The following is a 13,686-nucleotide window of genomic DNA, read 5'->3' on the forward strand; positions in this document are numbered from 1 at the left end:
GGTTGCGGCCGAGTTCTCCTTTCCATTCATGCACGCCTCTGCCCAGCGGTAGTGCGTCGGGTGATCAGCCTCGGCGCGATCGGTGCGACCGACGGGGCATCGGTGCTCCCGTCGGCCTCACCGCCCGCATCGCCCGCGTCGACCTGGGCGAGCGCGGTCCGGGCGGCGAGGCGGCCGACCTCGTGGGCGCGGCCGTCGACGGTGGTCAGCTCGATGCCGCGGAGCCCGGCGGCCTCCGCCTCGTCGTAGCCGACCACGGAGACGTCCTCGGGGCAGCGCAGGCCGAGGTCGGCGAGCGCGCCGAGCACCGCGACGGCGGCGCGGTCGTTGTGGACGAGGATCGCGGAGGGCCGCCCCTCCCCCGTCGGTCCCTCTCCTGCCAGCAGAGAACGGGCATCGGCCCGCACCTCGTCGGGATCGTAGCTGGTGACGTGCACCTGCGGCGCGAGGCCGGCCTCGGTCATCGCCTGCTCGAAGCCGCGGCGGCGCCCGAGATAGCCGTCCCCGGGCGGGTTCGCGAGGAAGGCGAGGCGGCGGTGGCCGAGGCCGAGGAGGTGCTCGGTCGCCATCCGTGCCCCTGCGACGTCGTCGGAGGAGGCGGAGAGCATCCCGGACACCGTGCGGGTCGCGACGACGAGGGGGCCGAGTCCGGCGCGCTCGTGCAGCTCCGCATCCGGCAGTCGCACGCCGAGTCCGATCGAGGCCCCGACGCGCGCCTCGAGCAGCCCGTCCAGGCCCGCGGTGTCGCGGGACCCGTCGGCCGCCCCGACGGTGAGCACGATCCGCCGCCCCGAGGGGTCGAGGATCTCGCGGATCCCGTCGAACACGTCGGCGTAGAGGTCGTTGTGCAGGTCGGCGACGAAGACGCCGATCGCGCCGGCGCCGCGCCCGGCGAGGTCGGCGGCGACGCGGTTGTGGCGGTAGCCGAGGCGGCGCGCGACCTCGAGGATGTGCTCGCGGGTGGCGGCGCTGACCCCGTGGGCGTCGCGCATCGCGATCGAGACGAGGGCGCGGGAGACCCCGGCCTCGCGGGCGTTGTCCTCCATGGTGATGCGGCGCGGGCGGGCTCGGCGCTGGGCCCCGTCGGAACTCCTGGTCACCCGGCCGACAGTAGCAGTGGAGCGCTCCAGCGGCCTGGCGTCGGACTGCGCAGGATCGGACCATCGCCGCCGCGCACCGCGGTCTAGCGTGGTCACCCCGAGGAACCCCGACGGAGGAGATCCCGTGCGCCCCTTGATCCTCACCCAGAACATCACCGCCGACGGCAGCATCGAGATGCTCGACGACTGGTTCGACCCGATGGCCCAGGACGCCGACCAGCTCGAGATCCTGAATCGCGACAGCGCCGCCTGCGACGCGATCCTGCTGGGCCGGCGGACCTTCGAGGAATTCCGCGGCTTCTGGCCGCAGCAGACCGAGGACACCACCGGGGTCTCCGACGAGCTGAACGCCCTGCAGAAGTACGTGGTCAGCTCCACGATGACGGATCCCGCCTGGCAGAACTCCACGATCCTCACCGGCGACCCCGTCGAGCAGGTGCGCGCGCTGAAGGAGTCGGAGGGCGCGGAGATCTCCCTGACCGGCTCGATCATGCTGTGCCATGCGCTGATCGCGGCCGGACTCGTGGACGCCTACTGCCTGTGGACCTACCCGTACGTGCAGGGGCGCGGGCGCCGCCTCTTCCCCGCCGGGCACAGCGAGTGGCTCGAGCTCGTCGAGCACCTCTCCTTCGCCTCCGGTGTCACCTACACCCGCTGGACCTCCCGGAAGGACCTCTCATGACCGCCGAGTCCACCGCCGCGCAGGGAAAGGATCCCGGCCGCTACGTCGTCTCCCGCACGATCCCCGCCGCCCCGCAGCAGGTGTTCGCCCTGCTCGCCGACCCGGCCCGGCACCACGAGACCGAGCCGACGGACTGGGTGCGCGGCTCCCTCGAGGAGGACCCCGCCCCGCTGACGGAGGTCGGCCAGGTGTTCGGCATCGAGATGTTCCATGTGAACACCCCCGGCCGCTACGACATGCACAACCGCGTGATCGCCTTCGAGCGGGACCGGACGATCGCGTGGGAGCCGGGGCAGTACGGCCCAGACGGCGAGCTCGGCACGGGCGGCTGGACCTGGCGCTACGACCTCGCCCCGGCAGGCGGGCAGGGCGACGGGAGCTCAGCCACCGAGGTCACGCTCATCTACGACTGGAGCGCCGTGCCCGACCCGCTCCGGGAGGAGTTCGGCCTGCCGCCGTTCCCGCCGAGCTTCCTGGAGGAGTCCCTGGCCGCGCTCGAGCGAGCGGTCACGGCGGAGTAGCCGACGCTCGCCCGCTCAGCGCACCGTCGCGGCACCCGCCCCGGCGCCGTCCTCGTTCTCCAGCGAGACGGCCACCGTCAGCGTCGCACCGGCCGGAACGTCCCCGACCAGCGGGATCGTCACGACCTCGCGGGCGGAGCGGACGTCGGTCGCCTCGAGCTCGCCGACGGTCCGCTCCCCGTCCCAGACAAACACACGCCGGGTGCCTGGCGCCGCGGTGCGCACCACGGCGCTGACCTCGCCGCGTCGGCGGGTCGCCTTGTCCACCCGCACCGCGTCCAGGCCGAGGGAGGGGAAGCCGCCGAGCCCCACCCCGTCGGCCGCGGACTGCAGGATCGACTGGGGCGAGGCGACGGAGCGGGCCGAGGTGTTCGGGATCCTGGGCTCGACCGGGGCCGACGGCTGGGCCTCGAGCTCCGGCAGCTCGAGCACGCCCCAGCGGAAGGGGTCGGCCTGCACGCCGGGGAAGGTGGACCAGCCGATGCGGGACTGGCCGGTGCGGTCCTGGGTGTCCGAGTCGTAGACGACCACGTTGAAGCCCATCCGGGCGGGGTCGATGCCGTCGGGCAGCTCCGCGAAGGGGATCGTCGCCTCGAGCACGTAGCCCTGGTAGGGCTCGGAGATCTCGGCGGCGATCCGCACCGAGGGCGCGACCTCCTCGATCGGGCCCTGGCGGTTGTCGTGGTCGCGGCCGGCGACCGGTCCGCCCACGCCGCCCGCGCCGTCGTCCGTGCCGGGCAGCACGCCGAGGATGAAGGTGGTGGAGGTGTTGTCGGAGGTGCCGCGCGGGTCGATCATGATCTCGACCGAGTCGGTGCGGAAGCGCTGCTTGTTGTCCTCCGCCGGCAGCAGCGTACCGAGCACGTCGTCGGTGACCTGCACGAATACGTGCAGCGCCGCGTCGTCGTAGGTGACCCAGGTGGAGCCGGAGGCGTCCTCGGGGGTGACCTCCGAGCCCTCCCACAGGGTGCCGATGTCGATCGGGTCGCCGGGGTACTCCCCCGTCCCGCGCGCCGCATCGACCTCGACGCCCTCGGTGCGGGAGGCGACCAGCCGCGGCACCAGGTGGAGGCCCTGCGCGGTCGGGGCGGCGACGCCTCCGGCCGACGCGGTGACCGTGACGGCGTAGACCCCGCCGTCCGGGGCGCGGTTCGCCGTCGGCAGCGCGGGATCGGTGTTCTCGATCCGCACCGTCGCCGTCGCCTCGCCGAGCGCGGGCACCTGCTCGACCAGCAGCTGAGCCGGCTCGGCGGTGAAGCCGTCGGGCAGGGCGAGGGTGACCTCCGCGTCCTGCACCTGCTCGGAGCGGTTGCGCACCACGAGCTCGAACTCCTCGGCGCGGCCCTGCCCGAGCGAGCGACGGGTGGGCACGAGCGCGTCGAGGCGCTGCATGCCGAGCTCCTCGGTCCAGTCCAGGAACGCGGCGATCTCGGCGCGGTCGGCGATCCCGGCCTCGACGACGCCCGCGGTGCGCAGCGGGAGCACGTTCTCGCCGCTGCCCTTGCGGGAGGTGACGCGGGCGCGCAGCAGCACGTGCTCGCCGGGGGTCGCGCTCTCCGGCACCTCGACGGTGAAGGTCACGGTGCGGGACTGCTTCGCGGGTATCGTGCCGAGGACCTGCCGGCGCCCGGCGTCCCAGCCGTCCGGGACCTCGAGCTCGACCTGCACGCCGGGCAGGGCGCTGCCCGGGGAGCCGATCTCCACCTCGACCTCGACGCTGCCGCCGGTCTGCACGGCGAACAGCTCGCTGCGCAGCTCGACGGTGGTGCCGAGCGGCAGCCCGCCCTCGACCGGGATGCTCGCCCCGCCGAGCGCGGCGGTGTCTCCGCTGGTCGGGTCCGGGAACGGGGTGCGGGAGTCGATCAGCGTGAACCAGGCGGCGGGGATCTTCGCGGGGTCCGTGGTGGTGGGCGGGAAGACGTGCCAGCCCTGGGTGCGGTAGGCGTGGATCGAGTCGTCGCGCACGGCCGACCAGCGCTTGCCGTGCTTCTCGGACTCGGTGCCGTTCCACGCCCCGAACACGACGTCGCTCGCCACGAGCGGGGTGAACCCGGTCGCGACGGCGTCGGGCCCGGTCGGCGCCTGCCCGTCGGAGCCGGAGCGCAGCAGCCGCTTCGGCGCGAAGGGCGTCAGCCCCTCGTCGAAGTGCTCGGGGAAGACGTCCTCGCGGCCGGCCAGGAGGTACGCCTCCACGGCGAACATCGCGGCCTGCTGGTGGTTGCCGTGGTTGCCCTGCACGGCCGAGGGGTTCATCGTCACGATCACGTCCGGCCGGGTCGCGCGCACGACGCGGATCACGCGGCTGAGCACGTCCCGCCCGCCCCACACCTCGTGGCTGAGCGGGGCGGAGAGGGTGTAGAAGAAGTCGACCGCGTCGAGGTTGAAGACGTGCTCGATCCCGGCGAAGCCGACGGCGGTGCGCTCCTCGCCCTCGCGGATCAGGCCCAGCGCCGGGCCCTCCTCGAGGCCGACGGCGTTCCCGCCGCCCTCGCCGCGGGTGATCGTGATGACCCCGGCAGTCTGGTCCTCGTACTCGTTCCACTGCCCGAAGGCGGCCAGCGTCCAGGCCTCGTCGTCGGGGTGGGCGCCGATGTAGAGGATGTCGAGGTCGACGCCGCCGTCGGCGAGGGCGCGCTCCATCGGCGGCAGCCCGCTGAGGTCCAGGGCGGTGGCGCCGGCGGCGAGGCCGAGCACGGCCGAGCCCTGCAGGAGGCGGCGGCGGGAGAGCCCGCGCGGGGCGGAGGCGTCGGTGACGGGCGCGGCAGAGGCGGGGCGGGCGGGGAGGGGATGGTGCGACATGATTCCTGACTTCTCTCGTGCGGCGGTGCGTCGATGCACCGATGGATGGGTCGGGGTCGCTCGGGCCTGCGGCGTCAGTGCCGGCCGGCGTCGGAGCGGAGGGCGAAGGTGCCCTGGGCGCGGCGTCGGCCGAGGACGGGGCGGTCGGGGACGACGTCGTCGAGGAACTCGTAGCCGCCGCGGGTGTAGGCGGCGCGGAGGTCCCCGTCGGCGGAGGCATCGCTGAGCTGGCGCCACCAGTCGGTGATGTCGCCCCAGCCCGGTGCGGCCAGCGACCCGCCGAACTGCTGCACTGCCAGCGCCGAGCACAGGGACGCGAAGCGAAGCCGCTGCTCGAGCGGCCACTCCGCGAGGGTGCCCAGCACCAGCCCAGCGGCGAACACGTCCCCGGCCCCGGTGGTGTCGATGGCGTGGACGGGCACCGCGGGGCAGAACGCCTCCTCGCCGGTGGAGGCGTCGATCGCGTAGGCGCCGTCGACCCCGTCGGTCACCACCGCCAGCGGCACCATCTCGGCGAGCGCCCGCACGGCGCGGCCGGGGCTGTCGGTGCGGGTGTAGGCCGTGGCCTCGAGAGCGTTGGGGGTGAAGGCGTGGCAGTGGGCGAGCGGGGCGAGGTCCGCGGGGTCCCAGCGGCCGGTCGCGTCGAAGCCGATGTCGGCGAAGATCAGCGCGCCGCCGCGGGCGAGCTCCGCCCACCAGGAGGTCTCCCCCGCGAGGTCCACGACGGCGGCGCGGGCGGCGGGGGCGCGGGCGATCATCGACGACAGCGGCTCGGGCAGGTCGTGGCCGTGGGTGGCCATGGCCCGGTCGCCGTGGGCGGCGATGGAGACGGTCAGCGCCGAGTGGAAGTCGTCGAAGCGTCGCGAGGCGGACAGATCGATGCCCTCCTCCTCGGAGAGGGTCTGCCACATCCAGTCGCCGTAGGCGTCGTCGCCGAAGCCGGCGACCAGGCCCGTGCGCAGGCCGAGCCGGGCGGCGGCGGTGGCGAGGTTCGCGATGCCGCCGGGGCTCGAGCCCATCCCCTTGGACCACAGCTCCTCGCCGGGCTGGGGCAGGCGGTCCAGGCCGGTGAAGACGATGTCGAAGAAGACGGTGCCGGAGAGCAGCACGTCCAGCGGCGGGTCCGACGGGCTGCGCAGCGCGGCCAGCGGGTCCCAGTCCTGCCTCTCGGCGGCGTGCGGCGGGGCGGGGGTCGCGGCGCCAGGGGCGTGCGAGGTGGCGGCGGGCCCGTCGGTCAGGGCGTCGGGGCGGTCGGTCATCACTTGGCGACTCCTTCGAGCATCCCGCGGATGAAGTGGCGCTGGAGGAACAGGAACAGGATCACGGTGGGCAGGGCGATGATCACGGCGGCCGCGGCGAGCAGCGCGGTCTCGGAGGTGTACTGGCCCTGGAAGGTCGCCAGGCCCAGCGGGGCGGTGCGTCGGCTGCCGCTCGGGGTCATGATCAGGGCGATGAGGAACTCGTTCCACGTCCACATGAACACCAGCACCACGAGCGTCACGATCGCGGGCCGCGAGGCGGGCACGAGGATGCTGCGCAGCGCGCGCAGGGGGCCGGCGCCGTCGAGCGCGGCGGCTTCGAGCAGGCTCGTCGGCATCGAGCGGAACTGCGCCCGCAGCCAGAACGTGCCGAAGGCGATGGACTGCGCGACCTGCGGCAGGGCGATCGCGAGATAGGTGTCGGTCAGACCCAGGGTGCGCAGGTCGAAGAACAGCGGGATGATCGTCGCCTCGGCGGGGATCATCATGCCCAGCAGGAACAGGTAGAAGATGATCGTCGCGCCGGGGAAGCGCATGGTCCCCAGCGCGTAGCCGGAGCCGATCGAGAGCACGGTCGCCAGGCCCACCACGATCGCGGCGACCACGACGGAGTTCCCGAGCGAGTGGCCGAAGCCGCCGACGGTCCACGCCTCGACGTAGTTGCCGGGGTAGAAGCCGGCCGGCTCCCCCAGCGGCGCCGAGACGGAGCCGATCAGGATCGTCATCACCGGTGCGAGCGCGAACAGCGCGAAGGCGATCAGGAGGACGTAGTTCATCACGACCTCGCCGCGGGTGACCCTCATGACTCACGCTCCCCGATGCGGGTGACGCCCACGTTGATCGCGAAGATCAGCAGCGTCAGCACGATCGCGACGGCGCTCGCGGACCCGACCTCGCGCAGGTCGAAGGCGCGGAAGTACACCTCGTAGCTGGGCACGGTGGTGGAGTTGCCGGGGCCGCCGGAGGTGGTCATGTAGACGAGGTCGAAGGTCTTCAGCGCCGCGATGATGGTCAGCACGAGCGCGACCGTGATCTCGCCGCGCACCGCGGGCAGGGTGATCGCGAAGAACTCCTTCACGGGGCCGGCGCCGTCCAGCCGCGCCGCCTCGAACAGCTCGGCGGGGATGCGGCTCATCCCGGACAGCATCAGCAGCATCACCAGCCCCATCTCGACCCAGGTGCCGATGAAACCGACGGACGCGAGCGCCGTGCCCGGGTCGCCGAGCCAGCCGCGGGTGAGTCCGCCGAGGCCGACGGCCTCCAGGATCTGGTTCAGCGGGCCGACGGGCGAGTAGATCTGCCGCCACGCGACCGCGACGACGACCAGCGCGATCACCTGCGGCAGGAAGATCACGGTGCGGAAGAAGCCCATCCCGCGCACCTGGCCGCGGCGCAGGATCGCGGCGAGCACGAGGCCGACGACCAGTGGGATCACCGCGTAGAACACGATCAGGACCAGGGCGTTCCCGATCGCGGCGCGGAAGGCGGCGTCCCCGGCGAGGTCGACGTAGTTCTGGAGGCCCACGAAGGTGGAGGCGCCGAAGCCGCGCCACTCGAAGAGGGAGAACTGCGCGGCGCGGCCCAGCGGGTAGAGCGCGAACGCGGCGTAGACCGCGAAGGCGGGCAGCAGGAACAGCAGCGGCGTGACCCACGAGCGGGCCACGGCCGAGGGCCTGCTCCGTCGCTTCCCTGACGCCATGGGGTCAGGACCCCTCGGTGAACGCGGCGTAGTCCTCCTGCAGCGCGTCGGCGGCGGCCTCGGGATCGGTCTGCCCGCCGATCACCTCCTGCAGGGCGGCACCGGCGGTGTCGGCGAAGGACGGGGTCGCGTAGTCGAGATAGGGCAGCAGGGTGCCGTCGGTGGAGACCGCGTCGAAGGCCTCGTAGACGTCCTTGTTCACCCCGGACTCCGGCGCGAGCTCGGCGGTGCGGTTCACGGGCATGCCGCCGTTGTCGGCGATCAGCTGCATCGCCTCGTCACTGGTGAGGAAGTCGATGTACGCGGCGGCGACGTCCTTGTTCTCGGCGGCGGCCGGGATGGAGAAGGGGATGCCGGTGCCGCCGGTGGTGGCGACCGCGCCGTCGACCCCGGGCGGCGGGGCCATGAAGCGCAGGTCCTCGCCCATCACGGCCTCCATGTCGGGGGCGAGCCAGGAGCCGCCGATGAGCAGCACGCCGGTGCCCTTCGTGTACAGCGGCCAGGCGTCGTCGTAGGCGAGGCCGTTGGGGGAGTCGCCCATCGCGCCGGTGGTGCCCCATTCGGCGAGCTGGGTGAGGGCGGCGACGTTCTGCTCGGTGGTCCAGTCGGCGCCGGCGTTGCCCATGCCGAGGGTGACGATCTCCTCGGCGGGCACGAAGTTCGCCTGCAGCGGGCCGAAGACGTGCAGTGCCGGCCACTGGTCGAGGTTGCCGAGCACGATCGGCTGCTCCCCGGCCTCCTTCGCGGCGTCGACCAGGGCGAAGAGATCGTCCCAGGTGGTGGGGGCCTCGAGGCCGAGCTCGTCGAGCTTCTTCTGGGAGTAGTAGATGCCGCAGATCTCGCCGGTCTGGGCGAGGCCGTAGAGGGCCCCCTCGCCGAAGGTGACCCCGTCGGCCGAGTAGCGCATCTTCGCCAGCACGCTGTCGCTGAAGCGGTCCTCCCAGCCGTAGGCCTCGGCGTAGCCGGTGAGATCGGTGAGCAGCTGGTCGGCGACGTAGGCGCCCATGTCGCCGCGGGCGTTGTTGACCTGGAGCACGTCGGGCACGTCGTTGCCGGACAGGGCCAGGCCCGTCTGCTGCTGGAGGTCGTCGAAGGACTGGCTCTGCCGGTCGACGGTGACGTTGGGGTACTTCTCCTGGAACGCGGTGATCAGCGCTTCGATCGCGTCGTTCTGCGCGCCGCGCACCTCCTGGTCCCAGACCGTGAGGGTCACGTCGCCGAGGGAGGCGATGTCGGTCTCGACCTCGTCGGCAGCCGGGCCGCCGCCGTCGGAGGCGCCGGAGCCGCCGCCGTCCGAGCCGGGGGCGCAGGCCGCGAGGAGACCCAGGCCGCCGAGCGCTGCGCTGGTCCCGAGGAAATGACGTCGTCGCATGGTGTCCTCCTGAAAGATCGGCGGGGCCGCTCCGTCGCGTCCGCCCGACTGGGCACCGGGGTGTGGTGCGCACCACCATGATGCCACGACCTGCGCGCCACTGCACGTTCTTGGTCGAAGCTGCGTGAAGTTGCGCGCTCGGTGCTACGGTATCGCCATGCTGAGCGAGGAGCGCCACCGGGCGATCGTGTCGGCGATCCGCCGCAGCGGTGCGGCGACCGTCGCCGGACTCAGCGCTGACCTGCACGTCTCCGAGGCGACGATCCGTCGGGACCTCGACGTGCTCGCCGAGCAGAGCCTGGTCCGACGGGTCCGCGGCGGCGCCACCGACCCCCGCGGCTCCGTGCGCCCCGAGGCCGATCCGCGCTCCTTCGCGGACGTCGCCGCCTCCGCCCCCGCCGCGAAGCAGGCGATCGCGGCGCTGGCCTGCACCCAGATCCGCGACGGCGAGGTGATCGCGCTGGACATCGGCACCACCGTCGCCGCGATGTGCCCGCTGCTGGCCGAGCGCTCCCTCACCGTCGTCACCGCCTCCCTCGCGGTGGTGCGGGCGCTCGCGAGCGCGCCGGCGATCGACATCGTCGTGCTCGGCGGGCTGCTGCGCCCCAACTACGACTCCCTCGTCGGCACCCTCACCGAGTCGGCGCTGCGCCAGCTGCGCGTGGACCGCGCCTTCCTCGGCACCGCCGGGGTGCGGGCCGACGGCGCGGTGCTCGACTCCACCCCCAGCGAGGTCCCGGTGAAGCGGGGCCTGCTCGACGTCGCCACCTGCTCCTACCTGCTCGCCGACCACGAGAAGTTCCCCGGCACCGGCTTCCTTGAGGTCGCCCGCCTGCCGCGCTTCACCGCCCTGCTCACCGACCGTCCCCTGCCCATCGAGATCGACCTCCCCGAGGGGGAGGACGTGGAGGTCCTGCTGCCATGAAGCTCACCATCCTGGGAGGCGGCGGGTTCCGCGTCCCCCTCGTCCACGAGGCGGTCGCCACCGCCGCCACCGGCCTCACCGTCGACGAGATCGCGCTGCACGACGTCGACCCCGAGCGCCTGGCGACCATCAGCGCGGTCGTCGAGGAGCAGGGCCAGCGCCTCGCAGCCGAGGGACGGGCCGTCGCCCTCCCCCGCCTGATCTCCACCACCGACATGCGCGAGGCCGTGACCGGCGCGGACTTCGTGTTCAGCGCCGTGCGCGTGGGCGGGGCGGAGGCCCGGACCGTCGACGAGCGGGTCGCACTCGGCCTCGGCCTGCTGGGCCAGGAGACGATCGGCCCCGGCGGCCTCGCCTACGCGCTGCGCACGATCCCCGTCGCCCTCGAGATCGCGCGGACCATCGCCGAGCTCGCCCCGTCGGCGTGGACCATCAACTTCACCAACCCCGCCGGGATCGTCACCGAGGCGATGCGCTCCGTGCTCGGAGACCGCGTGGTCGGCATCTGCGACACCCCGATCGGGCTGGTCCGACGCGTCGGCCGGCTGCTCGGCGCGGATCTCGTCGCCGGCGAGCGCGGCGCGGAGGTCGACTACGTGGGCCTGAACCACCTCGGCTGGCTGCGCTCGGTGCGGCTGGAGGGCACCGACCGCCTCCCGGGCCTGCTGGCCGACGACGCGGCGCTCGAGGAGATCGAGGAGGCGCGGCTGATCGGCAAGGACTGGGTGCGGGCCGACGGCGCGCTGCCCAACGAGTACCTCTTCTACTACCTGCACACCGCCGACGCGATCGAACGGATCACCGGCGCCGCGACCACGCGCGGGGAGTTCCTCGCCAAGCAGCAGGGCGACTTCTACCTCGCCGCCGCAGAGGCCGACGGGCGGGGACCGGAGACGCGCGCCGCCGACTCCTGCTGCACCTCCCCGCTGGACCTCTGGCGCGAGACGCTCCACGAGCGGGAGGCGACCTACATGGCCGAGTCCCGGGACGAGGAGCGACGCGAGGAGGACGTCGCAGGCGGCGGCTACCAGGAGGTCGCCATGCGGCTGATGACCGCGCTCGCCACCGGCCGGAGCGAGCGGATGATCCTCGACGTCGGCAACATCGCCGCCGGCCGCGAGGACGCCCCCGCGAGCGAGCGGATCGTGCCCGAGCTGCCCGCGGACTGCGTGCTCGAGGTGCTCTGCGAGGTGGACGGCGAGGGGGTGCACCCCCTGCCGATCGCGCCGGTGGAGCTGGGGAGGCTCGGGATGATGTCGACCCTCCGCGCCGCCGAACGGAAGATCCTCGAGGCCGCGACCACCGGCTCCCGCGAGGCGGCCTGGCAGGGCTTCGCCACGCATCCGCTGGTCAGCTCGCCTGAGCTCGGCCGGAGGCTGCTCGACGGGTACGAGGCCGGGCACCCGCAGATCGCGGCGCTGTTCTCCGGCCGCTGAGGCTGGGGCCGATCCCTCACAGGGGCCCCGCCGGTCGGGACCGGGCGAGTCAGAACCCGGGGTTCGCGGGGTCCGCGCCGATCCGTCCGTCCGCGCGGTCCAGGCCCTCGATGCGCTCGACCTCCTCCTCGGTGAGGACGAGCTGCGCGGCGGCGAGGTTCGAGACGATCCGCCCGGGCGTGACGGTCTTCGGGATCACGACGTTCCCGATCGCCAGGTGCCAGGCGATGATCACCTGCCCGGCATCGACGCCGTGGGCCTCGGCGATCGCGGTGATCACCGGATCCTTCAGGATGTCGCCGCCCTGCCCGAGCGGCGACCACGCCTCGGTGAGGATGCCCTTCTCGGCGTGGTAGCGGCGCAGCTCGGACTGCTGGAACTCCGGGTGCAGCTCGATCTGGTGCATCACGGGGACCACCCCGGTCTCGGCGATGATCTCCTCGAGCTGCGGGATCGGGAAGTTCGAGACACCGATGGACTTCGCCTTCCCCTCCTGCTGCAGCTCGATCAGGGCCTTCCAGGACTCGAGGTACTGCCCGCGCTGGGGGCTGGCCCAGTGGATGAGATAGAGGTCCACGTAGTCCGTGTCGAGCTTCTCGAGCGAGGCGTCGAGAGCCGCCTTCGCAGAGTCGAATCCCTGATCCTCGTTGGCGAGCTTGGTGGTGATGAACAGGTCCTCGCGCGGGACGTCCGCGGCCTTCACGGCGCGGCCCACGCCGCCTTCGTTCTGGTAGCCGGCCGCGGTGTCGATGTGCCGGTAGCCGGCGTCGATCGCCTGGCGGACGACATCGGCCGCGACATCGTCCTCGACCTGCCAGACGCCGTAGCCGAGCTGGGGGACGGACCTGCCGTCGTGGAAGGGCAGTGCGGGAACAGCGGTCATGGGCGGAGCCTCCTCGGTATGCGTTTGCCAACTCAGCCTATGCCGGTGAGCAACGGACCGACAGTCCGTGATCGCCCGGCGATGGGCCATCGACGGCCGAGCGGGGACGGTGATCGGATCCGCGCCTCGGGCCCCGGCGGGAGCGAGCGGCCACTCGGTCCCTCAGTCGGGCGAGTGCGGCCGTTCACCGGCACCGGTCCCGCTCTCGAGCGCACGACGAGCTGCATGCGGAGACGCCGACCGATCGGAGGCGGCGCCGGGCAGCTCAGGAATCGACGAGCGTGACCTCGAACGAGTACCGCGAGGCGCGATACACGTGGTAGCCGAACTCGATCACGCCGCCGTCGTTCGCGAAGGACTTGCGCTCCATGGTCAGCAGCGCCGCGCCGATCTCCTCCTCGAGCAGCTCGGCGTGCTCCTCGTCGGCGACGGTCGCGCCGATCCGCTCATGGGCGAGGACGGTCGTGATGCCGCGCTCGCGCAGGCAGGCATACAGACCGGAGGCGGCGAGCGCCTCGCGCGAGGGCGCGATCCGCTCGGGGATCGTGTTGCGCATGACGGCGAGGGGCTCCCCGTCGGCGTAGCGGACGCGGATCAGGTCCAGCACCTGCTCGCCCGGGGAGAGCTGCAAACGGTCCAGCGCCTCCGGGGAGGGCCGGCCGATGCGGTACTCGATGATCTCGGTGCGCGGAGCCTTCCCGGCGGTGCGCAGGTCGTCGTACAGCGAGGTCAGCGCGACCTGCCGGTTCACGGGGGCCTGCACCACCTGGGTGCCGACGCCGCGCTTGCGCACCAGCATCCCCTTGTCCACGAGCTCCTGGATGCCCTGGCGCACGGTGGGCCGGGACAGCTTCAGCCGCTTGGACAGGGCCAGCTCGTTCTCGAGGCGGCTGCCCGGGGGCAGCACGCCGGAGCGGATCGCGTCCTCGATGCCGCCGGCGAGCTGCAGGTACAGCGGGGTGCTGGTATCGCGCTCGATCGTGAGGTCCAGGGTGATCGCGCCGTTCTCC

At 72.9% G+C, this 13,686-nt stretch carries 12 protein-coding genes; 4 read left to right on the top strand and 8 right to left on the bottom strand.

Features of this window, described 5'->3' with window-relative positions; all coding sequences use genetic code 11:
• Positions 1-26 precede the first annotated feature (26 nt).
• A complete protein-coding gene (locus tag RBL05_RS09905) occupies positions 27-1,100 on the bottom strand; it encodes a LacI family DNA-binding transcriptional regulator (RefSeq protein WP_308739636.1) in 1,074 nt (357 codons plus the stop codon).
• 124 nt (positions 1,101-1,224) lie between these two features.
• On the opposite strand from RBL05_RS09905, the gene RBL05_RS09910 reads away from it, so the two are divergent.
• Positions 1,225-1,782, top strand: coding sequence for a dihydrofolate reductase family protein (locus RBL05_RS09910; protein ID WP_308739635.1), 558 nt, complete (start codon positions 1,225-1,227; stop codon positions 1,780-1,782).
• Positions 1,779-2,303, top strand: a complete 525-nt coding sequence (locus RBL05_RS09915; RefSeq protein ID WP_308739634.1) for an SRPBCC family protein — start codon at positions 1,779-1,781, stop codon at positions 2,301-2,303. Before RBL05_RS09910 ends, RBL05_RS09915 begins: the two co-directional genes overlap by 4 nt.
• 15 nt (positions 2,304-2,318) lie before the next feature.
• On the opposite strand, the gene RBL05_RS09920 is transcribed toward RBL05_RS09915, so the two are convergent.
• The 5 genes from RBL05_RS09920 to RBL05_RS09940 form a co-directional block, all read right to left on the bottom strand.
• The gene (locus RBL05_RS09920; RefSeq protein ID WP_308739633.1) at positions 2,319-5,102 is read right to left on the bottom strand and encodes a sugar-binding protein; all 2,784 of its coding nucleotides are present in this window, start codon (positions 5,100-5,102) and stop codon (positions 2,319-2,321) included.
• A 74-nt stretch (positions 5,103-5,176) separates the two neighbouring features.
• The gene (locus RBL05_RS09925) at positions 5,177-6,361 is read right to left on the bottom strand and encodes a carbohydrate kinase family protein (protein WP_308739632.1); all 1,185 of its coding nucleotides are present in this window, start codon (positions 6,359-6,361) and stop codon (positions 5,177-5,179) included.
• Entirely contained in the window at positions 6,361-7,164 is an 804-nt protein-coding gene (locus RBL05_RS09930) for a carbohydrate ABC transporter permease (RefSeq protein WP_308739631.1), read from the bottom strand. Before RBL05_RS09930 ends, RBL05_RS09925 begins: the two co-directional genes overlap by 1 nt.
• Positions 7,161-8,060, bottom strand: a complete 900-nt coding sequence (locus RBL05_RS09935) for a carbohydrate ABC transporter permease (RefSeq protein WP_308739630.1) — start codon at positions 8,058-8,060, stop codon at positions 7,161-7,163. Before RBL05_RS09935 ends, RBL05_RS09930 begins: the two co-directional genes overlap by 4 nt.
• A gap of 4 nt (positions 8,061-8,064) precedes the next feature.
• The gene (locus tag RBL05_RS09940; RefSeq protein WP_308739629.1) at positions 8,065-9,432 is read right to left on the bottom strand and encodes an ABC transporter substrate-binding protein; all 1,368 of its coding nucleotides are present in this window, start codon (positions 9,430-9,432) and stop codon (positions 8,065-8,067) included.
• Positions 9,433-9,589: 157 nt separating this feature from the next.
• Between RBL05_RS09940 and RBL05_RS09945 the strand changes: the two genes are divergently transcribed.
• Both RBL05_RS09945 and RBL05_RS09950 read left to right on the top strand, forming a co-directional pair.
• The gene (locus tag RBL05_RS09945) at positions 9,590-10,357 is read left to right on the top strand and encodes a DeoR/GlpR family DNA-binding transcription regulator (RefSeq protein ID WP_308739628.1); all 768 of its coding nucleotides are present in this window, start codon (positions 9,590-9,592) and stop codon (positions 10,355-10,357) included.
• Positions 10,354-11,793, top strand: a complete 1,440-nt coding sequence (locus RBL05_RS09950; protein ID WP_308739627.1) for a 6-phospho-beta-glucosidase — start codon at positions 10,354-10,356, stop codon at positions 11,791-11,793. The genes RBL05_RS09945 and RBL05_RS09950 overlap by 4 nt, the downstream gene beginning before the upstream one ends.
• A gap of 49 nt (positions 11,794-11,842) precedes the next feature.
• Here RBL05_RS09950 and RBL05_RS09955 read toward each other — a convergent pair whose 3' ends face one another.
• Both RBL05_RS09955 and RBL05_RS09960 read right to left on the bottom strand, forming a co-directional pair.
• The gene (locus RBL05_RS09955; protein WP_308739626.1) at positions 11,843-12,676 is read right to left on the bottom strand and encodes an aldo/keto reductase; all 834 of its coding nucleotides are present in this window, start codon (positions 12,674-12,676) and stop codon (positions 11,843-11,845) included.
• Between the two features lie 265 nt (positions 12,677-12,941).
• Entirely contained in the window at positions 12,942-13,673 is a 732-nt protein-coding gene (locus RBL05_RS09960) for a GntR family transcriptional regulator (RefSeq protein ID WP_308741186.1), read from the bottom strand.
• Between the last annotated feature and the right edge of the window lie 13 nt (positions 13,674-13,686).

The organism is Brachybacterium sp. GU-2, from assembly GCF_030866705.2.
GTDB lineage: Bacteria > Actinomycetota > Actinomycetes > Actinomycetales > Dermabacteraceae > Brachybacterium > Brachybacterium conglomeratum.